The organism is Micromonospora palomenae (assembly GCF_007829925.1).
Lineage (GTDB): Bacteria > Actinomycetota > Actinomycetes > Mycobacteriales > Micromonosporaceae > Micromonospora > Micromonospora purpureochromogenes.
Genome location: NZ_VIXA01000002.1, coordinates 1,084,850 through 1,105,389 on the forward strand (window position 1 = coordinate 1,084,850; position 20,540 = coordinate 1,105,389).

General features: G+C 71.8%; 19 protein-coding genes, 1 tRNA gene and 1 riboswitch. Of the genes, 8 read left to right on the top strand and 12 right to left on the bottom strand.

Annotation, left to right across the window (positions count from 1 at the left end; all coding sequences use genetic code 11):
• The first annotated feature begins 271 nt into the window (after positions 1 to 271).
• Entirely contained in the window at positions 272 to 736 is a 465-nt protein-coding gene (locus FHX75_RS31665; RefSeq protein WP_246158121.1) for a tyrosine-type recombinase/integrase, read from the top strand.
• A gap of 240 nt (positions 737 to 976) precedes the next feature.
• Here FHX75_RS31665 and FHX75_RS16170 read toward each other — a convergent pair whose 3' ends face one another.
• The 3 genes from FHX75_RS16170 to FHX75_RS16180 form a co-directional block, all read right to left on the bottom strand.
• On the bottom strand, positions 977 to 1,531 hold the full coding sequence (locus FHX75_RS16170) for a GNAT family N-acetyltransferase (RefSeq protein ID WP_154940841.1): 555 nt from the start codon (positions 1,529 to 1,531) through the stop codon (positions 977 to 979).
• A 182-nt stretch (positions 1,532 to 1,713) separates the two neighbouring features.
• Positions 1,714 to 2,154: a DUF6228 family protein gene (locus FHX75_RS16175; RefSeq protein WP_154940843.1), complete on the bottom strand. Its 441-nt coding sequence runs from the start codon at positions 2,152 to 2,154 to the stop codon at positions 1,714 to 1,716.
• Between the two features lie 148 nt (positions 2,155 to 2,302).
• Positions 2,303 to 2,376 (bottom strand) — tRNA-Gly (locus tag FHX75_RS16180).
• A 235-nt stretch (positions 2,377 to 2,611) separates the two neighbouring features.
• Here FHX75_RS16180 and FHX75_RS16185 point away from each other — a divergent pair.
• Entirely contained in the window at positions 2,612 to 3,598 is a 987-nt protein-coding gene (locus tag FHX75_RS16185; protein ID WP_154940845.1) for a zinc metalloprotease, read from the top strand.
• A gap of 64 nt (positions 3,599 to 3,662) precedes the next feature.
• Here FHX75_RS16185 and FHX75_RS16190 read toward each other — a convergent pair whose 3' ends face one another.
• Positions 3,663 to 4,229 carry a pyridoxamine 5'-phosphate oxidase family protein gene (locus FHX75_RS16190; protein ID WP_154940847.1) on the bottom strand — a complete coding sequence of 189 codons (567 nt, stop codon included), beginning with the start codon at positions 4,227 to 4,229 and terminating at the stop codon, positions 3,663 to 3,665.
• 78 nt (positions 4,230 to 4,307) lie between these two features.
• Between FHX75_RS16190 and dcd the strand changes: the two genes are divergently transcribed.
• Positions 4,308 to 4,886: a dCTP deaminase gene (gene dcd, locus FHX75_RS16195; protein ID WP_154940849.1), complete on the top strand. Its 579-nt coding sequence runs from the start codon at positions 4,308 to 4,310 to the stop codon at positions 4,884 to 4,886.
• Between the two features lie 42 nt (positions 4,887 to 4,928).
• Here the strand turns inward: dcd and FHX75_RS16200 are convergent, their stop codons facing one another.
• The 4 genes from FHX75_RS16200 to FHX75_RS16215 form a co-directional block, all read right to left on the bottom strand.
• Positions 4,929 to 5,969 carry a C40 family peptidase gene (locus FHX75_RS16200; protein ID WP_154940851.1) on the bottom strand — a complete coding sequence of 347 codons (1,041 nt, stop codon included), beginning with the start codon at positions 5,967 to 5,969 and terminating at the stop codon, positions 4,929 to 4,931.
• Positions 5,970 to 5,981: 12 nt separating this feature from the next.
• Positions 5,982 to 6,118, bottom strand: a riboswitch (cyclic di-AMP (ydaO/yuaA leader).
• A gap of 150 nt (positions 6,119 to 6,268) precedes the next feature.
• On the bottom strand, positions 6,269 to 7,285 hold the full coding sequence (locus FHX75_RS16205) for a C40 family peptidase (RefSeq protein WP_246158123.1): 1,017 nt from the start codon (positions 7,283 to 7,285) through the stop codon (positions 6,269 to 6,271).
• Positions 7,286 to 7,448: 163 nt separating this feature from the next.
• Positions 7,449 to 8,453: a hemolysin family protein gene (locus tag FHX75_RS16210; RefSeq protein WP_154940854.1), complete on the bottom strand. Its 1,005-nt coding sequence runs from the start codon at positions 8,451 to 8,453 to the stop codon at positions 7,449 to 7,451.
• A complete protein-coding gene (locus FHX75_RS16215; protein ID WP_154941995.1) occupies positions 8,446 to 9,753 on the bottom strand; it encodes a hemolysin family protein in 1,308 nt (435 codons plus the stop codon). The genes FHX75_RS16210 and FHX75_RS16215 overlap by 8 nt, the downstream gene beginning before the upstream one ends.
• Before the next feature lie 107 nt (positions 9,754 to 9,860).
• Here FHX75_RS16215 and FHX75_RS16220 point away from each other — a divergent pair, with 107 nt between their 5' ends.
• Positions 9,861 to 10,541 carry a GOLPH3/VPS74 family protein gene (locus FHX75_RS16220; protein WP_154940856.1) on the top strand — a complete coding sequence of 227 codons (681 nt, stop codon included), beginning with the start codon at positions 9,861 to 9,863 and terminating at the stop codon, positions 10,539 to 10,541.
• Between the two features lie 69 nt (positions 10,542 to 10,610).
• On the opposite strand, the gene FHX75_RS16225 is transcribed toward FHX75_RS16220, so the two are convergent.
• Positions 10,611 to 12,809: a (Fe-S)-binding protein gene (locus FHX75_RS16225; RefSeq protein WP_154940858.1), complete on the bottom strand. Its 2,199-nt coding sequence runs from the start codon at positions 12,807 to 12,809 to the stop codon at positions 10,611 to 10,613.
• A 285-nt stretch (positions 12,810 to 13,094) separates the two neighbouring features.
• Positions 13,095 to 13,358, bottom strand: a complete 264-nt coding sequence (locus tag FHX75_RS16230; RefSeq protein WP_154940860.1) for a cell division protein CrgA — start codon at positions 13,356 to 13,358, stop codon at positions 13,095 to 13,097.
• Positions 13,359 to 13,588: 230 nt separating this feature from the next.
• On the opposite strand from FHX75_RS16230, the gene FHX75_RS16235 reads away from it, so the two are divergent.
• Genes FHX75_RS16235 through FHX75_RS16250 form a run of 4 tightly spaced genes read left to right on the top strand, consistent with a single transcriptional unit; the run spans position 13,589 to position 17,247 of the window.
• A complete protein-coding gene (locus FHX75_RS16235; protein WP_154940862.1) occupies positions 13,589 to 14,395 on the top strand; it encodes a DUF881 domain-containing protein in 807 nt (268 codons plus the stop codon).
• Positions 14,392 to 16,302, top strand: a complete 1,911-nt coding sequence (locus FHX75_RS16240) for a class E sortase (RefSeq protein ID WP_154940864.1) — start codon at positions 14,392 to 14,394, stop codon at positions 16,300 to 16,302. The genes FHX75_RS16235 and FHX75_RS16240 overlap by 4 nt, the downstream gene beginning before the upstream one ends.
• Before the next feature lie 5 nt (positions 16,303 to 16,307).
• Complete coding sequence (locus FHX75_RS16245) at positions 16,308 to 16,592, top strand: hypothetical protein (protein WP_154940866.1); 285 nt, start codon at positions 16,308 to 16,310, stop codon at positions 16,590 to 16,592.
• Between the two features lie 4 nt (positions 16,593 to 16,596).
• A complete protein-coding gene (locus FHX75_RS16250) occupies positions 16,597 to 17,247 on the top strand; it encodes an aminodeoxychorismate/anthranilate synthase component II (RefSeq protein ID WP_154940868.1) in 651 nt (216 codons plus the stop codon).
• A 71-nt stretch (positions 17,248 to 17,318) separates the two neighbouring features.
• On the opposite strand, the gene pknB is transcribed toward FHX75_RS16250, so the two are convergent.
• Together pknB and FHX75_RS16260 are read right to left on the bottom strand one after the other, a co-directional pair.
• Positions 17,319 to 19,115 (bottom strand): Stk1 family PASTA domain-containing Ser/Thr kinase, encoded by a 1,797-nt coding sequence (gene pknB / locus FHX75_RS16255; RefSeq protein ID WP_154940870.1) that lies wholly within the window; start codon positions 19,113 to 19,115, stop codon positions 17,319 to 17,321.
• Positions 19,112 to 20,539 (bottom strand): serine/threonine-protein kinase, encoded by a 1,428-nt coding sequence (locus FHX75_RS16260; RefSeq protein ID WP_154940872.1) that lies wholly within the window; start codon positions 20,537 to 20,539, stop codon positions 19,112 to 19,114. The genes pknB and FHX75_RS16260 overlap by 4 nt, the downstream gene beginning before the upstream one ends.
• Position 20,540 lies beyond the last annotated feature (1 nt).

A 20,540-nucleotide genomic window follows, 5' to 3' on the forward strand; every position in this document is an offset into this window, starting at 1 on the left:
TTGTCCGTCCTGTCTGCGGTGTTCTGTCCCGACGGCGGGAACCCTTTGGTCCTGGCCCCGGGCCACCCGGGCTCCCGCCGGCCATCAGTCACCAAGACCGGATCAACGCCCCTGTGATCGAGGAGCGGGAGCGGCTACTGCCGCCGCTGTTCCTACCGCCGGACGTTACCCCCGATTGGGCCACGTCGCGGAGGATCCGGAGGTTGTGAGGTGTTCGCCGTCATGGTCCCTGCCTATCTGCGCGACCTCTAAGCAGGCCGACCGCGGAGGCGTGGATCTCCTCGTCGGGCAGTCGGCAGACCGTGCCGTGTCAGTGCCGGCGGCGATCCTGCCGGCGCTGTGCGAGCACCTGGCGGCGTTCGTCGACGACAGCCCGGAAGCGTTGGTGTTCACGACGCCGTCCGGCCGGCCGATCTGGCGCGGCAACCTCAACAAGGTCATCGGCTGGTCGACGGCGGTCGGCAAGCTCGGCGTGCCGGGTCTGCATTTCCACGATCTGCGGCACACGGGCAACACGATCGCGGCGCGGACGGGTGCGAGCACTCGGGAACTGATGGCCCGGATGGGTCACGACTCGGCGCAAGCGGCCATGATTTACCAGCACGCCACCTCGGAGGCGGATCGGGCCATCGCCCAGGCGGTGAGCGCCGCGATGAAGGCCGAGCGCAAGAAGGCCAAGAAGCCGGCCGCCGGCTCCTCTGACAAGGCCAAGAGCAAGGGCAAGAAGCGTGGCTAGCGGCCCGGGGATGGCCCGCCGGGCGCTGCTGGCCGCAGCAACATCGAAAGCCCTGACTCGGACTGTCGTCCTGGCCAGGGCCTTCGTGGTGGAGCGGGTGACGGGAATCGAACCCGCACTGTCAGCTTGGGAATTGTCGATGTCCGCCTGTCTACCGGGTTGGCGGCCTGGTCGCGGCGGTCTCTCGTGGCCTCGGCTGGCCCCTGCTGTCCTGGCCCAATGGCACGCTAATGGCACGCCTCACTTGAGGTCGTCCGGCGTGAGCGAGAAGAGGACCAGGTCGACGCGGCCGGCGTGGATGAAGCCGGCATTGCGCATGATGCCTTCGCGTTGCAGGCCGGCCTTGAGAGCGGTCCTCTGGGAGGACAGGTTCCCGGTGGCGGCCTTGAGTTCCATGCGCTGGAAGCGGTGGTCAACCAGTAGCCAGTGACCGATGGTCCGCGTGGCTTCGGCCGCGATGCCTCGGCCGCGAGCCCAGGGGGCGACCGCGTAGCCGATCTCGCTGACCAGGCCGCGCCAGTCGGTCTTCTTCAGGCCGACGGTGCCGAGGAGGCGGTCTGTGTTCGCGTCGACGATCGCGAAGTGGATCCCGTCTCCGGTCTCCCGCAGGGAATGGGAGATCTTGGTGCACCAGTCAGCGGAGTCCTGGCGGGTGTAGGGCTGGGGCAGCGGGAGCCACTGCTGGATGAGCGGGTCCGCGCAAGCGATCTGATTTTCCTCGATGTCGATTGCGGAGAAGGGCCGCAGCAAGAGATCGCCCGCCAGCAGGCGGGTCTCGGGGAACGTGGGGGTCATTCCTGCTGGCCTCCGACTGATCATCTATGTGCGGCTGACGCTAGCAGGGCCTGCTGACCAGGTGATTCGCAGAAGATCGCGGATGGCTGGTCAGGTGACTGCACACCTGGTCAGCCGGTCCGTCGTTGTCGGCTAGCGTCGGTGTCAGCGGGCGTACTTGGCTGTACGAATGGCTGTACGGGTCACCTCGCCAGTCCCTCGAAGTGGGCACGAAGAGCGGCAACGAGCGAGGTCATCTGTTCTCCCGCCTCGACGGTGATGAATACTCGCGCGAGCCATCCGTCGGGTGAGTAGGAGTCCTGGTGAAGGGTTCCGCCTAGAGAGACGTGCCCCTTGCCGTCATGGCGGGCGGTGATCCGCATCGTGGCGTCCAATGATCGCCAACTACGTTCACCCTCCCAGCCGCGCCAGTCGTCGGCCAGCTGCTGGAAGAAGATAACGAGGTCCGGCTCCCGGGCGTGAGTCGGCCATGCAAGCTCTACTCCGCGCCGAGCGGTGAGTCCTTGGTCATGCAGCTCCACCTGCATCACGGCGACGTACCCGTCACCCCACGGGTCTTCTGGTGGATGAAGCACCCACGTGCTCTCTGCGGGTGGATAGCCGATGATCAGTGGGGCGTTCATGATGCCGCATTATGGCTGGCGGATCTCCTCGTCGGGCAGTCGAGAACGCACCAGGGATGACCGAGGCTAATGGCACGCGGCCTGGTCCTTGGCTACGGAACATCGAAGGCCCTGGCTCGGACTCGCGTCCTGGCCAGGGCCTCGATCGTGGAGCGGGTGACGGGAATCGAACCCGCACTGTCAGCTTGGGAAGCTGATGTTCTGCCATTGAACTACACCCGCAGGCGGCACCACTGTACCTGAGGCGACCGCCGCCGTGCACCCAGGTACCCCGGGCACGCCGGCACGCCCTCCGCCGTGATCGATCTTGGACGTAACGTATCCACGTGGAGCTAAAAGTTTCACAGCGGCAACATATGGTCGTTCTCAAATCTGTCGATCGGTTGTAACGTCACCCCCACGTTCTCGACCACGGCGTGACATACCCCCTGTCACGCCGCCAGAAAGAGGTGGGCCCATGGGACTCCGTCCCAACCTGCTGACCCGGCGTGCCGCCGGTGTCGCGTCGACGACCCTCGCGCTGCTGCTCAGCACCGCCGCGGTAGGCGTCGTCCCCGCTGCTTCCGCCTTCTCCGCCGCCCCGAGCGAGGTCTGCGCCGAGCCGGCCGACGTCCACTCGGACGCTCGGATCAAGAAGGGCGGGATCGCCAAGCACGAACCCAACGAGCTGACCGCCAAGCAGGTCCGCGAACGCGAGGCCGACCTGGCCGCCGCGCTGCGCGAGCGGGCGAGCTTCCGGGCCGGCGCCCAGGCCGCCGCCCCGCTGGCCAGCGTCACCATCCCGGTCGTCGTGCACGTGATCCAGCGCGACAGCACCCGCGCCGGCGGCAACATCCCGGACTCGATGATCACCTCACAGATCAGCGTGCTGAACCAGGCCTACTCGGGTGCCACCGGCGGCGCGGCCACGGCCTTCGGCTTCCAGCTGACGAAGATCAACCGGGTGACCAACCCGGCGTGGTACCCGATCGTGCAGGGCTCCTCGGCGGAGCGGTCGATGAAGACCTCCCTGCGCGAGGGCGGCAAGAACACGCTCAACGTCTACCTGGGTGAGCTGAGCGACGACCTGCTCGGCTGGGCGACCTTCCCGCAGCGGAAGCTGAACAGCATGGACGGCGTGGTCGTGCTGAGCGAGTCGCTGCCGGGCGGCACCGCCGCCAACTACAACCAGGGCGACACCGGCACCCACGAGGTCGGCCACTGGCTGAACCTCTACCACACGTTCCAGGGTGGATGCTCCGGCTCGGGTGACAGCGTCAGCGACACCCCGGCCGAGGCCTCGCCGGCGTTCCAGTGCCCGACCGGGCGGGACACCTGCGCCACGGCCGGCCTGGACCCGATCACCAACTTCATGGACTACACCTACGACTCGTGCATGTACCAGTTCACCGCTGGCCAGGCGAGCCGCATGCTGACCGCATGGAACGCGTACCGCGCGGCGTAACACCCTCAGCAGACACCGGTGCCGGCTCCGTCGTAGGACGGGGCCGGCATCGGCGTCTCGGCGGTCAGGCGGCGGGGCGGCGGGTGTCGAAACCGTGGCGGCCGCGGCGCGCCGGCCGCCGATCGGGTACGCCGGCGGCGTCGCCGCCGCGGTGGGCGGCGACCGGATCGAGCCAGACCTGGACGGCGGAGGACCCGTGGCCCTCGCCGGGCTGGCCGAGCCCACCCTGGTCGCGGCGGGTCAGCATCGCCACGTCGACGCTGAACTCGAAGAGTCGCCAGTCGACCTGCGGCGCCGCCCGGCCGAGGCGGGCCACCCGGGCGACCCGGGCCGGGTCGGTGACCGGTTGCGCGCGACCGGCGACGTACGCCTCGTCGTCGGTCTCCTCAGGCGGGAACGAGTGCAACGCGTACCGCCCGTCGCGTTCGAGGTCGCGCCGCTTGGGCGAGTCGACGACGAAGCAGAACAGCCCCTCGTCGGTGATCACGGGGCAGACCGGGTGCACCCGGGGCCCACCGTCGGCGCGGACGGTGGCCAGGTAGCCGAAGCCCGGCCCGTACTGCTGCATGAGAAGGCGGATCCCGTCGGCGAGTCGGGGCTCGTCAGCGGCGAATTCGGACCAGGAAGCCATACGGACATCCTATCGAACATGTGTACGAACGCGTAGTCCGACACGCAGGTCACCCGGTCCGCTCGATATGGTGTGCCGATGCTGCTCTCCGACCGCGACCTGGTCTCCGAGATCAAGGCGGGCACGCTCGCGCTGGAGCCCTTCGAGCCCACGCTGGTGCAGCCGTCCAGCATCGACGTGCGGCTCGACAAGCTCTTCCGGGTCTTCAACAACCACCTGTACACGCACATCGACCCGGCGATCCAGCAGGACGAGCTCACCTCGATGGTCGAGGTGCCCGAGGGTGAGCCGTTCGTGCTGCACCCCGGCGAGTTCGTGCTCGCCTCCACGCTGGAGGTCATCTCGCTGGGCGACCAGCTCGCCGGGCGCCTGGAGGGCAAGTCCAGCCTGGGTCGGCTCGGCCTGCTCACCCACTCGACCGCCGGCTTCATCGACCCGGGCTTCTCCGGTCACGTGACGCTGGAGCTGTCGAACGTGGCGAACCTGCCGATCACGCTCTGGCCCGGGATGAAGATCGGCCAGCTCTGCATCTTCCGGCTCTCGTCCCCGGCCGAGCACCCGTACGGCTCCGCCGTCTACGGGTCGCGCTACCAGGGCCAGCGCGGGCCGACCCCGAGTCGCTCCTGGCAGAACTGGCGCACCTGGCCCACCCGCTGACGCCGGGCCGGGCCCCCGGAGTCCCGGGAGCCCGGCGCGCGCTCAGCCCAGCCGGCCGTAGCTGTTGACCGGCCCGTCGTCGACCCGCTTCATCTTGACCGGCTGGCCCGCCTGGGAGGCGTGCACCACCCAGCCGCCACCGACGTACATGCCGACGTGGTGCAGGTCGGCGTAGTAGAAGACCAGGTCGCCGGGGCGCAGGTCGGCCCGGCTGACCCGGGCGGTCACCTGGCGCTGCTGGCGGGCGTTGTGCGGCAGTGAGACACCGGCCTTCGCCCACGCCGCGAGCATCAACCCGGAGCAGTCGTACGAGTTCGGGCCCTCGGCGCCCCAGACGTACGGCTTGCCGATCTGCGCGCAGGCGAACTTGACCGCCGTGCCGGCCGGGCCGCCGGGATAGCCGGCCGGGCACGGGGCCGGGCGCAGCGCACCCCCGCCACCGTTGCCGTACACCTTGAGCCGCAGTTTCTGCAGCCGGTCGATCTCGGCGTTGATCTGCTTCTTCTTCGCGGCCAGCTGGGCCTCGGTCCGGGTCAGCTGGGCGACCATCTGGTCCAGCGGCGCCTTCTCCGCGGCCAGCTTGTCCCGCAACTCCTTGACGGCCCGCACGTCGCGCTGCTGGCGCTGGGCGAACCGGTCGAGCATTTCGAGCTGGTCGACCAGTTCGCCGGGGGAACTGCTGCCGAGCAGGGCGTTGACGGCGGAGACGTTCTCCCCCTTGTACGCCTCGGCGGCGAGCCCGGTGACCTGGTTCATCGCGAGGTCGACCTGGAGTTGCAGCGGCTCGATGCGCTTGGCCAGCGCGTCGGCCTGCCGGCGCTTGGCGGCCAGGTCCTGACGGGTGGCGTTGTGCTGCTCGATGATCGGTTCGAGCCTGTTCCAGTCCTGGTCGATCTGCCGCTCGATCTCGGCGACCGAGGGGTCGGCGTGGGCCGCCGTGGCAGCGCCGGTCAGTACGACGGCGGCACCGGCGAGGGCGGCAAGGACGGTGGTGAAGCGGGACCAGCGTGGGCGCGGCGCAGCCGTCAGCCGGGCGACCTGGGTCGACCGGTACGACGGTGGCCGCGGGGCATGGTGTGCCACCGGGCTCCGGGCTCCTTCTTCCGCGACCGCCTACCGGGTTAGCTGACGGGTTCGGGCGGGAAGGGAGCGCCCTACCGCAGTGGCTGCGGATTCACCCCGGCTTACCTGGGTCCCCGGCTCGCCCGTGGGCGATTCGGCGGTGCCGGCCACTGCCGCCCGGGTTGGACGGACCTGTCGCGGCCGACGAAGGATCAGAGTAGAGACGACCGTTATCGATCCGCAACCCGCCATGCCGTGCCGGGTCCCGGATACGCGAAACCCCCGGTCGGTCGACCGGGGGTTTCGCGGCGGGCTCGGGGTCAGTTCGGTCGTCGGAAGCCGGCGACCGGCATGTAGTCGATGCTGGTGACCTGGACGGGTTTGCCGGTCCGTGGCGCGTGCACCATCAGCCCGCTGCCCAGGTAGAGACCCACGTGGTGCAGGTCGCTGTAGAAGAAGACCAGGTCGCCGGGGCGCGCCTCGGAGCGCGGGATGGCCTTGCCCTCGTTCCACTGGGCGCCGGTGTGGTGGGTCAGGTAGATGCCGGCGGCCTTGTAGGCGTACTGGGTGAGGCCGGAGCAGTCGAACGAGTTCGGCCCGTCGGCACCCCAGACGTACGGGTCACCGACCTGCTGGCAGGCCACCCGGATGGCGGTCTGCGCGGCGGAACTCACCACGCCCTTGACGGTCGGGCAGCCGGCCACCTTGACGACGGTCTTCGGCATCGACGCCTGGAGCCGCTTGATCTCGGAGTTGATCTGCGCCTTCTTGGCGGCCAGCTCCTTCTCCTGCTTGACCTCCGCGGCGATCAGCGCGTCGAGCTTCTGCTTCTCGCCGTCGTACTTCTGCCGGGCGTTGATGACGACCTGGAGCTCCTTGCGCTCCTGCGCGGCGAGGCGGTCGAGGATGGTCAGCTGCTCGGTCAGGGTGCCCGGCTTGGCGCTGACCAGCAGCGCGCCGATGTCCTGCGAGGGGCCCGTCATGTAGTACCGGGAGGCGAGGTCGCCCACCCGGTTCATCGCCAGCTCGGTCTGCAGGGCCAGCGGCTGGATCTTTTTCTCCAGCTCCGCCGACTTCTTGCGGTTGACCTTGAGGTGCGCGCGGACCTTGTTGTACTGCTCGATGGTCGGCTCGAGCTGTTCCCACTGCTTGTCGATCGCCGCCTCGATCTCCTCCGGCGTGGGCGCTGCGTGCGCCGGCACGGCGAACATCCCGGCGCCGACGACCACGGCGGCGACCAGGGTGAGCAGGCGGCGGGCGATCCGGCGCAGGCCGGTGGGGTGAGTGGGCGGACGACCCTGGGCGTGACGATGAGGGGGCATGGTTGCCACCGGCACCGACTCCTTAGCGACCGACCGCCGGGCGCCTCGCTGAGGGGAAGACGGAGGCAGACGACCCACAGCGGTCGGTGCCCCACATTAGGGAACCGTCCGTACGAATTCAAGGTGGCTCATTACAGCATCACGCCTGTGCAACCACTTGCACACAAAGGGTGTTCGCTCATTTTCCAACGACGGCGGTCAATACGTCGTCCAATGTCACCACGCCGAGCGGCCGGCGACCGTCGCTCACCAGCACCATGTGCCGCCGCTCGCGCCGCATCGCCAGCAGCAGGTCGGCCAGCGTACGGTCCGGCGGCACCACCGCAAGCGGCCGGTAGACGTCGGCGGGCACCGGGGCCCGGCGGGACGCCCCGGCGTACCCCAGGACGTCCTTGACGTGCACGAAGCCGAGCACCCGGCGGGTCGACCGCTGCACCACCGGGAAGCGGGACCGGCCCGTCCGGGTGGCCAGCACCTCCAGCGACGCCGGTGAGACGTCCTCGGCCACCGTGGTCACCGTCGACCAGGGTTGCAGGGCGTCCGCGGCGGTCCGCCGGTGCAGGGCCAGCGCCCCGGTGATCCGGGCGTGCTCCTCCGCGTCCAGCAGACCCTCGGTGCGCGCCTGCGACACCAGCCCGGCGAGTTCCTCGGCGGTGAACACCGTCTTCACCGCCTCGGTCGCCTCCACCCGCCACAGCCACAGCACCTGGCGGGCCGCCCACTTCATCGCGACCAGCAGCGGCTTGGTCGCCACGCAGAACGCCAGCATGGCCGGCCCGAGCCAGAGCGCGGACGGCTCCGGCCCGGCCAGGGTGATGTTCTTCGGCACCATCTCGCCGACCACGGTGTGCAGGAAGACCACCACCGCGAGGGCGATCAGGAACGACAGCGGGTGGACCGCCGAGCTCGGCAGCCCCAGCGCGTGGAACGCCGGTTCGATCAGGTGGGCCAGGGCGGGCTCGGCGATCGCCCCGAGCCCCAGCGAGCAGACCGTGATGCCGAGCTGCGCCCCGGCGATCATCAGCGGGATCTGGTTCATCGCCGACAGCGCCCAGCGGGCCCGCCGGGAGGTCGCCGCGAGCGGCTCGACCACGGTACGGCGGGACGCGATCAGCGCGAACTCGCTGCCCACGAAGAACGCGTTGCCGAGCAGCAACGCCAGGGCGATCAGCAGCTCAGTCATCGCCGTCCGGCTCCTCCGGGCGCACGACGCGGACCTGCTCGATCCGGTGCCGCTCCACCTCGACCACGGTGAACTCGTACCCGGACTCCTCGACCGTCTCGCCGGGCACCGGGATGTGGCCCAGCCGCGCCATCAGGAACCCGGCCAGCGTCTCGTACGGGCCCTCGGGCAGCCGGAAGCCGGTCTGCTCGGCCAGCTCGTCCTCGCGGAGCACCCCGTCGAGCAGGACGGTCCGTTCGCCGCCCGGGACGGTCAGCTCGGTCGCACCGGCGTCGTCCACCGCGTCCGGGTCGAACTCGTCGGCGATCTCGCCGACCAGCTCCTCGACCAGGTCCTCGATGGTGACCACGCCGTCGGTGCCGCCGTACTCGTCGACCACGATGGCCAGGTCGGCGCCGGCGTCCTTCAGCGCGGCCAGCACGCCGTCGAGGTCCAGGCTCTCCGGCACGTACACCGGTTCGCGGGCCACCGCCGCGACGGTGGTGGAGGCGCGGCGGTCCAGCGGCACCCCGAGCGCGTCCGGTACGCCGGCGACGCCGGTGACCAGGTCGAGGGTCTCCTCGTACACCGGGAAGCGGGTCCGTCCGGTCTGCCGGGACGCCTCCAGCAGCTCGGCCACGGTGGCGGTGGCCCGCAGCGCGACCACGTCGACCCGGGGGGTCATCGCCTCGGCGGCGCGCTTGTCGCCGAAGCGGATGGTGCGGCGCAGCAGCATGGCGATGTCCGGCGGCAGCGCGCCGGCCCGGGCCGAGATGGCCGCCAGCAGCCCCAGCTCCTCCGGGGAGCGGGCGCTGGCCAGCTCCTCCTGCGGCTCCACGCCCAGCGCCCGGACCAGCCGGTTCGCCGAACCGTTCAGCGCCCGGATCAGCCAGCCGAAGGTCCGGGAGAAGCGGTGCATCGGGCCGGCGGTGGCCAGGGCGGCGGGCATCGGCCGGGCCAGGGCGAGGTTCTTCGGCACCAGCTCGCCGAAGAGCATCGAGAGCAGGGTGGCCAGCGCCAGGGCGAGCAGCGGGCCGAACCGTTCCGCCCCGCCCACCGGCCGCAGCACCGGGGCGAAGAGCCGGGCCAGCGCCGGCTCGGCGAGATAGCCGGTGAGCAGCGCGGTGAGCGTGATGCCGAACTGCGCCCCGGAGAGCTGGAAGGACAGCCCGCGCAACGCCCGGCGTACCGTGGCCGCCGCGGCGTCCCCGGCATCGGCGCGCCGGTCGATCTCCGCCCGGTCGACGGTGACCAGGGCGAATTCGGCCGCGACGAAGAACGCGTTGCCGGCGGTCAGCAGGACGAAGCCGACCAGGGGCAACAGCGTGCCGAGCAACAGGCCGTCGATGAGCGCGATTGTTCCACGGCCGCTCGCGGCGCACGACTTCGCCCGAGGCGGCTCTGGTGACCCGTGGTTAACGTGGACGCATGCCGACCCTCACCCTCGCCGACGAACTGGTCCTGCTCGCCCACGACGACGCCGGCACCAACCGGCTCGGCCGGCCGCGCCTCGACTACGGCCTGGTCGGGGCGGTGCTGCTCGACCTGGCCCTGGCCGGCCGGGTGGCGGTGGCCGACGACCGGCTGTCGGTGACCGACCCGACCCCGACGGGCCACCCGGTGCTGGACGACGCCCTCGCCACCCTCGCCGCCGGCGGGAAGCGTCGCAAGCCGAAGGACTGGATGAGCCGGCTGGCCAAGGGCCTGCCCGACCGGGTGCTGGCGGGCCTGGTCGACGGCGGGGTGCTGCACCGCGAGTCCGACCGGGTGCTGCTGGTCTTCCCGCGTACCCGCTATCCGTCGCCGACCGGCGCGGAGCCGGCGGCGGAGACGGCCGCCCGGCGGCGGATGCTCGACGCGGTGGCCGCCGACGGCCCGGTCGACGCCCGGACGGCCGCGCTGATCGGTCTCGCCCGCGCGGTGGGGCTGGACCGCACGCTCTTCCGGGAGGTGCCGAAGGAGCGGCTGACGGCCCGGGTTTCGGAGATCGCCGCCGGGGACTGGGCGTCCGCGGCGACGAAGAAGGCCATCGAGGAGACCCAGGCCGCCGTCCTGGTGGCCACCACGGCGGCCACCACGGCCGCGATCGTCACCACCACCGTCTCCTGAGCACGACGACGGCGGTGGCACCTCGTAGGTGCCACTGCCGTCGGGTGTCCGGTGATCCGGGCGTACGCCTCAGCCGGCGACCGGCTCGGTCTCCTTGTCGCCCTGCGTCTGCTCGGGCTTGACCGAGCGGAGCAGCACGCTGGCCACGTCGATGACCTCGACCTGCTCGCCGGCGCCCTTGCCGTTGACCCCGTCGTTGAGCATCGTCGAGCAGAACGGGCAGCCGACGGCGACCGTCCGCGCACCGGTGGCCATGGCCTCCTCGACCCGGTCCACGTTGATCCGCTTGCCGATCTTCTCCTCCATCCACATCCGGGCGCCGCCGGCGCCGCAGCAGAAGGAGCGCTCGCTGTTGCGGGGCATCTCGGTGAGCTCGCCGGCGATCGCGTCGCCCAGCACCTCGCGCGGCGCGGCGAAGACCCGGTTGTGCCGGCCCAGGTAGCAGGGGTCGTGGTAGGTGACCCCGCCGTCCACCGGCTGCACCGGGGTCAGCTTGCCGGTCGAGACCAGGTGCGCCAGGAGCTGGGTGTGGTGCACGACCTCGAACTCGCCGCCGAGCTGGCCGTACTCGTTGCCCAGCGTGTTGAAGCAGTGCGGGCAGGTGGCCACGATCTTGCGCTTGGCCTTCTCCCGACCCTCGAACGCCTCGTTCAGGGTCTCGACGTTCTGCTGGGCGAGCATCTGGAAGACGAACTCGTTGCCGATCCGGCGGGCCGGGTCGCCCGAGCAGGTCTCGCCCTCGCCGAGGATGGCGAACTTGACGCCGGCCTCGTTGAGCAGCGTGGCGACCGCGCGGGTGGTCTTCTTGGCCCGGTCCTCGAACGCGCCGGCGCAGCCGACCCAGAACAGGTACTCGAAGTCGTCCACCTCGCCGACCCGCGGCACCTCGAAATCGAGGCCCTTGGTCCAGTCCTCGCGGGTGTTCTGCGGGGCGCCCCACGGGTTGCCCTTGTTCTCCAGGTTGCGGAGCATGACGCCGGCCTCGGACGGGAAGCTCGACTCGATCAGCACCTGGTAGCGGCGCATGTCGACGATGTGGTCGACGTGCTCGATGTCGACCGGGCACTGCTCGACGCAGGCGCCGCAGGTGGTGCACGACCAGAGCACGTCGGGGTCGATGACCCCGCCCTCCTCGGCGGTGCCGATCAGCGGCTTGTCCGCCTCAGCCAGCGCCAGCACGTCCATGTGGGCGAGCTGCGCGGCGGTGGCCTTCTCCTCGCCGGTGAGGTCCTTGCCGCCGCCGGCCAGCAGGTACGGCGCCTTGGCGTACGCGTGGTCGCGCAGGCTCAGGACCAGCAGCTTCGGCGACAGCGGCTTGCCGGTGTTCCAGGCCGGGCACTGCGACTGGCAGCGGCCGCACTCGGTGCAGGTGCTGAAGTCCAGCAGGCCCTTCCAGGTGAACTGCTCGACCTGGGCGACGCCGAACTGGTCCTTCTCCGGGTCGGCCTCCTCGAAGTCGAGCGGCTTGCCCTCGCTCATCATCGGCCGCAGGGCGCCGAGGCCGGAGCCGGCGGGCTTGGCCGGCTCGCGCTTGAAGAAGATGTTGGGGAACGCCAGGAAGCGGTGCCAGGCGACGCCCATGGTCACGTTCAGCGAGATGACGATCAGCCAGGTCATCGAGATGGCGATCTTGATGAGCGCGGCGACGCTGGCGCCGTCCTGCCAGTCGGGCAGCACCGCCCCGACCGCGTGGCTGACGGGGGTGGCCCAGACCGGGTACTCGAAGTGGTCGGTGGCGACCTTGAAGCCCCGGATCACGAACCCGAAGATCAGGACCAGCAGCACGATCCACTCGACGAAGTAGCCCTGCCACATCGTCGAGCCGGTGAACCGGGAGCGACCGCCCGGCCGGGTGGGCCGGTTGCGCAGCCGGATCGCCATCAGCACCAGGATGCCGACCAGGCCCAGCACGCCGATGATCTCGGTGGCCAGGCCGAAGACCGTCCAGTGCCCGATGATCGGCAGCCCGCCGGTCGGGGTGACCACCTCGAAGTACGCCTCGAGCACCAGCAGCGACAGCACGATGAAGCCGACCATCACGAACCAGTGCGCGGCACCCACCACGCTCCACTTGAGCATGCGGGTGTGGCCGACGGTCTCCACCAGCATGGTCCTGGTGCGGGCGCCCTTGTCGGTGAACCGCTCCGGGGCGGGTTGCCCGAGCCGGATGACGGCCGTCATCTTCATGACCGCGCGCACCGCAAGCCACACCGCCACGGCGGTGATGGCGGCCGCGAGGATCGTGGTGACGATCTGGACGCTGCCCATCGAGTTGGCCTCCCGGTCTGCTGCCTGTCGAGCGGCTCGGCGACCGGGTGGCCGGTGTCAGGGCGTCACCGGCGTCGCGCCGCTGCCACCCCCTCGACCGGGCCGGTCGATGACCTCGCTCCGCTCGGTCATGCAGTGCAGCCTACGCGCAAGGTTACCCAGCAGTAACGTGAGTCTTCTCGCACCCGGCCACGCCGCCCTGCGCACACCATAGGGTGCCCGGCGCGGGAGCGCCGGGCAGGGTTCCGCGAAGGTGACGTGGCACCGCCTCGACAGAGGGCCGGGTCAGCGCCAGCGGGAGAGCAGGATCAGCGAGCTGACCATCGCGCCGAAGCCGACCGCGAGGTTCCAGTAGCCCCAGGTGGCGACCGGGTACTCCTGCTCGGAGAGGTAGTAGACCACCAGCCAGCCGATGCCGCCGACGATCAGCGCGACCGCCGTAGCCGGCAGCCACACCGGGCTAGGCTTGCGCGTCGCCGCCGTGCTCGTCGGACGCACGTCCGTCGGCGGGGTGTACACCTTCTTCTTGCGGACCTGAGACTTGGGCACGACGCTCTCCAGAGGGGGTGACGACCTCGTCCGGCCTGACAACCGGGCGCGGGGGCGACGGTCCATGGCCAATAATGTTCGACAGCTAGCGTAGTCCGGACGGCCCGCCCAAGCCACGAATGGGGTCAGGCCGGTGCGCGGAGTGACCGGAAAGAGGGAAACGCCCCGGCGCACCCGCGCCCGTCGGCGTCGTGGCGGGCATCAACCAGACGAGGCGGAGGGAACGCTCGGTGGAGTACACATCCGGCGCGGCGTCCTGGCAGAAGGCCATGCGGCGCGCGGTCGCCGCGCTCCTGCCACGGCGTCCGCGGCAGCGGCGACCGGGCTGGTCGATCGGGGTGCCGCTGATCGCCGCCGCGGCCGGGCTGCTCTTCACCACCACCGCCACCACCGCCGGCGGCACCGCCCTGCGGGAGGACCGGCGGCCCCAGCTGACCCAGTTGATCGAGGACCGGCGCGAGCAGGTGGCGGCCAGCGAGTTGCGGGCCGCCCGGCTGCGCGCCGAGGTCGAGAACCAGACCGCCGCGCTGGCCGACACCGACGGCCCCGTGAAGGAGCAGCGCGACCGGGCCGGGCGCAGCCTGGAGGCCGCCGGCTTTACCGCGCTGTCCGGGCCGGGGGTGACCGTCGAGCTGGACGACGCGCCCCGCCGCAACGACCAGACCCTGCCCAAGGACGCGACCAACGACGACCTGGTCGTCCACCAGGGCGACGTGCAGGCGGTGGTGAACGCGCTCTGGGCCGGCGGCGCGGAGGCCATGTCAATCATGAACGTCCGCGTGCTGTCCACCAGCGCGGTACGCTGCGTGGGTAACACCCTGCTGCTGCACGGCCGGGTGTACTCCCCACCGTTCAAGATCGTAGCAATCGGCGATCCCGCTGCCCTCCAGCAGGCCCTCGCCGGCTCTGAGGGAGTCGGGTTGTTCAAGCAGGCGGTCGAGCACTACCAGCTGGGCTACAAGGAGACCGTCTCCTCCGTGACCGTGCCGGCCTTCGAGGACTCCACCGCTCTGCGATCGGCAACGGTGCCCCGATGAGTCCCGACGGCAGGGACCCGCGCCACCGCGACCGGAGCGACGAGGAGACCGCGGTCATCCCCACGGTCGAGGGCTCGACCCCGCCGGCCCGCCGCAACAGCTGGCCCGACCCGGTGCTGCCGTCGCGCTCGTCCGCGAACCGGCCGCCGACCCCGCCTGGCCCGGCCCCCCGATCGGCCGCTCCCGACCCGACGACCGACCGCGCGACCACCGACCCGGGTCGCGCCCGGCCGCCCGTTGACCCGACACCCGACCGTCCGGCGGCCCACCCGTTCTCCGGTGGCCCGGCGCCGGCCCGTCCAACCGAAGGCCCCACCCGCCCCGCGCCGCCCGCGTGGCCCGGCAACGCCCCGGTCCGCCCGGCCGCGCCCGCCGCTCAGCCACCGTCGGCCCCGGCCGCCGTGCCGCCGGCCGCGCCGGCGATCCACCGGTCACCCGCGCCGTCGGAGCGCCCGGCCCCGCCCGCCCCGGCGGCCGCCGCCGACCACCAGCCCAGATCCGGGGTACGGCCGCAGCCCGCCACCGAGGCGCCCACCGCCTTCCTCCCGATCGTCGCCGCCCGTCCCACGGACCGTCCGGCGAGCGCACCCGAGGCCCGACGTACCCGGCAGCCCGCCGCCGGCGACCTCGCCGGCCCGGGGCACCCGTACCCGTCCGGCGCGGACCGTCCCGGCGTACCCGCGCCGGAGGCCGGCCCGGGCGGGCCCGGCCTGCCCCGCGCGGCCGCTCCCGAGGGTGGCCTGCCCCGCGCGGCCGCCCCGGAAGGCGGACTGCCCCGCGCGGTCGCGCCGGAAAGCGGACTGCCCCGCGCGGTCGCGCCGGAAGGTGACCGGCCCCGCGCGGCCGCTGCCGAGGGTGGACCCGCGGGCGTGGCCGCTTCCGGCGGTCGAACGGACGCCTGGGGCGCCGCCGGCGGCCCGGACAGCGGGCCGACCGGCGCCTACCGGGCCGGTGGCGCAGCGGACCGGTTCGCGGACCCGGCGGCCACCGCGATCATCCCGGCGGTGAGCGGACGCCCCGCCCCCGCCCAGCCGGCGCTGGACTCGACGGCGCTGATGGGCGCGGTGCCCCCCGTGCCCGAGCGCGACGGCCCGGCCGAGGACAAGCCCGCCGAGCCGCCGCAGCCCCGGCGCGGCGAGCGGGTGGTCCAGCTCCGCCCCCATCAGACCGGCGAGGGCTACAAGAGCGTCTACTCGGAGCTGACCCGGCCGTCCCTGGCGTCCCGGTTGCGCTCCGGCGTCCGGGTCACCGGCGAGGTGCTGATCACCTTCGGCCTGGTGGTGCTGCTCTTCGCCGGGTACGAGATCTGGGGCAAGTCGGCCATCGTCGACGCCCACCAGGGCGACCTGAGTAGCCAACTGGCGCAGGAGTGGGGCCCGAGCGGCGACCCCACCGTCGCGCCGTCCGCCGGTACGACGGCCAAGCCCAAGCCCAAGCCCCCGGTGGAGGGCAGGCCGATCGCCGGCCTCTACATCCCCAAGCTCGACAAGAACTGGGTGGTGGTGGAGGGCGTCACGCAGAAGGACATCCGGTACGCCCCGGGCCACTACCCGAAGAGCGCGATGCCCGGCCAGGTCGGCAACTTCTCCGTCGCCGGGCACCGCAACCGGGCCACCTTCTGGCGGCTGGACGAGCTCAATGACGGCGACGCGATCGTCGTCGAGACCAAGACCGACTGGTACGTCTACAAGGTGATCAAGAGTCGGATCGTCCGCCCCGACCAGGTGGAGGTCGTCGCGCCGGCGCCGATCAAGCTGGGGCCGGGAGAGAAGCCGAAGAAGCTGCTCACCCTGACCACCTGCAACCCGAAGTTCGACAACTACCAACGCCTGATCATCCACGCCGAGCTGGACGCCGCGGCCAGCATTCCCAAGTCCGAGGGCCGCCCGGCGGCGCTGGGAGGCTGACGACGATGTACTCCTGGATCTGGCGCAAACTGCCCTTCGGCCTGGCCGGCAAGATCACCGGTTCGCTGCTGCTCGCCGCCGCGACCGTGGCCCTGCTCTGGTACGTCGTCTTTCCCTGGGCCGAACCCCTGGTGACCCCCTTCGACGACGTGCAGGTCACCCAGGACACCGGCGTGCCGGGCGACCCCGCCGACCCCGGCGTCGAGCAGGACGCCCCGTCCGGCGACGAGCACGAGCTGCCGTACGACACCGACCAGAACAACACCCCGCCCCCCTCCCCGGACGAGTGAGCCCATGCGTGTCCTGGTCATCGACAACTACGACTCGTTCGTCTTCAACCTGGTGCAGTACCTCGGCCAGCTCGGCGTCGACTGCGAGGTCCGCCGCAACGACGAGATCGACGTGGCCGAGGTCGGCCGGCTCAACGCGGCCGGGGTGCTGCTCTCGCCCGGCCCGGGCAGCCCGGACCGCGCCGGCATCTGCCTCGACGTGATCAAGGAGTACGCCGGCAAGCTGCCCATCTTCGGCGTCTGCCTCGGCCACCAGGCCATCGGTGAGGCGTTCGGCGCCACCGTGACCCGGGCCCCCGAGCTGCTGCACGGCAAGACCTCGGAGGTACGCCACCACTCGGTCGGCGTGCTGGCCGGGCTGCCGGACCCGTTCACCGCCACCCGCTACCACTCGCTCGCCGTGCTCCCCGAGACGCTGCCGGACGAGCTGGAGGTGACCGGCTGGACCGGGTCCGGCGTCGTGATGGCGATGCGCCACCGGACGCTGCCGATCGAGGGCGTCCAGTTCCACCCGGAGTCGGTGCTGACCGAGGGCGGCCACCTGATGCTGGCGAACTGGCTGGCCGCCTGCGGCCACCCGGAGGCGCTGGACCGCGCTCCGGAGCTGGCGGCCGAGGTGGACGCGCGGCGGCGGGCCGCCTTCGCCAACACCTGACCCCACCTACGACAGCAGGAAGGCTCGGTCCCTCTGCGGGGGACCGGGCCTTCCTCAGTGCTGCATACAGCTCACCGGACGGGGGCACCGTCCGGGGGCGGGGGGAACAGGCCGCCACCGGTGCCGGTGGTCGGGGTCGGGCTGCTCGGAGTCGCGGTGGGCGGGCTCGGCTCCTGGGTGGGCTCGGGGATGGACACCTCGATGATGACCTCCCTGCCCTTGGCCAGGTTGGTACCCGCATTCGGGCTCTGGTCGGTGACCCGGCCGGCCTCCGCCGCGGGCACCTCATCGCCGTCGCGCACCTTCACCTTGTAGCCGGCCTTGGTCAGCTCAGCTCGGGCCTCTTCCTCGGTGAGGCCGATGACCCGCGGGACGTCGCCCACGTTGCCCTTCGAGATGGTGACCGTGATCGTGGCGCCCTCGGCGACCTTCGTCCCGGACGGCGGGTTCACCTCTAGGACCAGGCCCTTCTCGCGTGCGCTGTCCTTCTCCTGGGGCTTGACCTTGAAGCCCTCGGACTCCAACTGCTGCTTGACGCTCTCGTAGGTGCCGCCGACCAGTCCGGCCGGGACCGCCACGGTGCCCGGACCGCCGCACATCCGGACGGTCACCTGGCGGTTCTCCTCCAGGCTGCTGCCGGCAGGCGGGGTCTGCTCGGCGACCGTGCCCTTCTTGCAGGTGGTGCTGAAGAGTTCGTCACCCAGCCCCGGCACCAGGCCCGCGTTGCGGATCTCGGTGAAGGCGGTGGCCTGGTCCTTGCCCGCCAGGTTCGGCACCTGGACCTTCTCCGGGCCACGGTTGTTGAGCAGCAGCGCCGCCACCAGGGCGATCACCGCCAGCACGCCGACCGCGGCGAACGCGGCGATCACCCAGGCCGAACTCTTGCGCCGACCCGGGTCGCCGACCCGCGCCGGGGCCTGCTGCCGGGTCTGCGCGCCCGCGACCTGCGTCGGGTACCCGCCGGCGGCCGGGGCGAGGTGCGCCGTCTCGTCCTGCGGCATGACCGGGGTGGCCAGCACCGGCCGGCCGGCGGCCGCCCGGAGCAGGTCGGCCCGCATCTCGCCGGCACTCTGGTAGCGGTTGAGCGGATTCTTCGACAGCGCCTTCAGCACGATCGCGTCGACCGCCGGGTTGACGTCCGGGTTGATGTCGCTCGGCGTCGGCGGGGCCTCCCGTACGTGCTGGTACGCCACGCTCACCGGGCTGTCCCCGACGAACGGCGGGTGCCCGCAGATCAGCTCGAAGAGCACGCAGCCGGCGGCGTAGACGTCCGAGCGGGCGTCCACGGACTCGCCGCGCGCCTGCTCCGGGGAGAGGTACTGCGCGGTGCCGATGACCGCGCTGGTCTGGGTCATCGTGGTCGCGCCGCTGGCCAGCGCCCGGGCGATGCCGAAGTCCATCACCTTGACCTGGCCGGTCTGGGTGAGCATCACGTTGCCCGGCTTGATGTCCCGGTGGATGATCCCGTGCCGGTGGCTGAACTCCAGCGCCGCGCACATGTCGGCGCAGATCTCCAACGCCCGGCGCGGCTGGAGCCGGCCCTCGACGCCGAGGACCTCCTTCAGCGTGCGGCCGTTGACGAACTCCATCACGATGAACGGGAGCGTCTCGCCGGTCGGCGCGGTCTCCTCGCCGGTGTCGTAGACGGCGACGATCGCCGGGTGGTTCAGCGAGGCGGCGTTCTGCGCCTCCCGACGGAACCGCATCTGGAAGGTGGCGTCCCGGGCCAGGTCGGTGCGGAGCATCTTGATCGCGACGTCCCGGCCCAGCCGGAGGTCACGACCACGGTGAACCTCCGCCATGCCGCCGTAGCCGAGCAGCTCGCCGACCTGATACCTGCCACCGAGCAGGCGGGCCTGCGCTGTCATCGCGTTCGTCGTCCTTCGCTCGTCGTCGTCTCGCCGCCACCCGGTCGAAGCCGTTCCACCAGACGGTACGGCTTCTGGGCCAGATCGTCGCGTCCGTACGCGCTCACCGCGCCGGACGTCACGCTCAGCGGTCCGGATGCGCCGGGGTCACCGGTCAGCGCGCCCTGCCGCGCCCTGTAGGAAATCACGCCGGAGCAGACCAGGACCAGTACGGCCAGCAGGATGGCCACGGTCACCATCCCTGACCTGGAACGACGCGGCGGAACAGCGGCCGGGACCGGCTGCCGGGCGTACCCGACGGGGCGGTCGGACCGGGTGGGAGCGGCTGACCCGACCCCGCGCGGCGGCGCGGGCTGCGCGACCGGTGGCCGGGACTGCGGCCCGGCCGGGGCCGGCGGGCGCTGCGCCGCGACGGGCGGCTGCGGCTGCCGCGCGGCGACCGGCGGGCGGGCCTGTCCGGCGGCCGGCGGGCGGTGCTGCTGGGCCAGCGCGGGCGGCCGGTGCTGCTGGCCGGCGGCCGGCACCTGGGCGCGGGCCACCGGGGCGGCCGGGGAGGCGGGCGCCCCCGAGACCGGGCCGGCGTGCCCACCGGCGCGGGCCTGCTGGGACAGCGCGAGCTTCGCCTGCCGGGCCACCGAGGCCAGCGCGGCGGCGCTGGGCCAGCGGGCCGCGGGATCCTTCGCCAGGGCCCGCTCCACGATCGCCCGGACCTGCGGCGGGATGTCGCCGGGCAGCGGCCGGGGCGTCTCCCGGACGTGCTTCATCGCGATCTCGAGCGGGTTGTCCCCGTCGAACGGACGCCGGCCGGCGAGGCACTGGTACGCCACCACGCCGAGCGCGTACACGTCGGAGGCGGGGGTGGCGACCGCGCCGGTGGCCTGCTCCGGGGAGATGTACGAGGCGGTGCCGAGCACCGAGCCGGCGGCCGTGAGCTGCCCGACCAGGTCGGAGCGGGCGATGCCGAAGTCGGTCAGCACCAATGTCCCGTTCGGCCGGACCAGCAGGTTGCCCGGCTTCACGTCCCGGTGCACGATGCCCTTCTCGTGGGCGGCGTGCAGCGCGTCCGCCGCCTGGGCGACCAGTGCCATCGTCCGGGCCGGGGTGAGCCGGCCGACCCGGCTCAGCGTCGCCGACAGCGCGTCGCCCTCGACGTACTCCATGATCAGGAAGGCGATCTGCTGGTCGCTGCCGAAGTCGTAGACGTCGACCACGCCCGGGTGGTTGATGGTGGCCATGGTGCGCGCCTCGCCCCGGAACCGCTCGGCGAAGCCGGGATCGTCCAGCAGCGCCGGGAGCAGGCTCTTCACCGCCACCGTACGGCCCAGCACCTGGTCGGTGCCGCGCCAGACGTCGCCCATGCCACCACTGGCGATCCGCTCGTCGAGGCGGTAGCGGTTGCCGAGCTGGACGCCGGGGTGAAGCATG

Bases quoted from the DNA above. Each gene is read 5' to 3' on its own strand.
- FHX75_RS16250 (WP_154940868.1), top strand. From the start codon at position 16,597: ATGCGTGTCCTGGTCATCGACAACTACGACTCGTTCGTCTTCAACCTG.
- FHX75_RS16170 (WP_154940841.1), bottom strand. From the start codon at position 1,531: ATGACCCCCACGTTCCCCGAGACCCGCCTGCTGGCGGGCGATCTCTTG.
- FHX75_RS16225 (WP_154940858.1), bottom strand. From the start codon at position 12,809: ATGGGCAGCGTCCAGATCGTCACCACGATCCTCGCGGCCGCCATCACC.
- FHX75_RS16185 (WP_154940845.1), top strand. From the start codon at position 2,612: ATGGGACTCCGTCCCAACCTGCTGACCCGGCGTGCCGCCGGTGTCGCG.
- FHX75_RS16190 (WP_154940847.1), bottom strand. From the start codon at position 4,229: ATGGCTTCCTGGTCCGAATTCGCCGCTGACGAGCCCCGACTCGCCGAC.
- FHX75_RS16245 (WP_154940866.1), top strand. From the start codon at position 16,308: ATGTACTCCTGGATCTGGCGCAAACTGCCCTTCGGCCTGGCCGGCAAG.
- pknB (WP_154940870.1), bottom strand. From the start codon at position 19,115: ATGACAGCGCAGGCCCGCCTGCTCGGTGGCAGGTATCAGGTCGGCGAG.
- dcd (WP_154940849.1), top strand. From the start codon at position 4,308: ATGCTGCTCTCCGACCGCGACCTGGTCTCCGAGATCAAGGCGGGCACG.
- FHX75_RS16210 (WP_154940854.1), bottom strand. From the start codon at position 8,453: ATGACTGAGCTGCTGATCGCCCTGGCGTTGCTGCTCGGCAACGCGTTC.
- FHX75_RS16175 (WP_154940843.1), bottom strand. From the start codon at position 2,154: ATGAACGCCCCACTGATCATCGGCTATCCACCCGCAGAGAGCACGTGG.
- FHX75_RS16260 (WP_154940872.1), bottom strand. From the start codon at position 20,539: ATGCTTCACCCCGGCGTCCAGCTCGGCAACCGCTACCGCCTCGACGAG.
- FHX75_RS16240 (WP_154940864.1), top strand. From the start codon at position 14,392: ATGAGTCCCGACGGCAGGGACCCGCGCCACCGCGACCGGAGCGACGAG.
- FHX75_RS16220 (WP_154940856.1), top strand. From the start codon at position 9,861: ATGCCGACCCTCACCCTCGCCGACGAACTGGTCCTGCTCGCCCACGAC.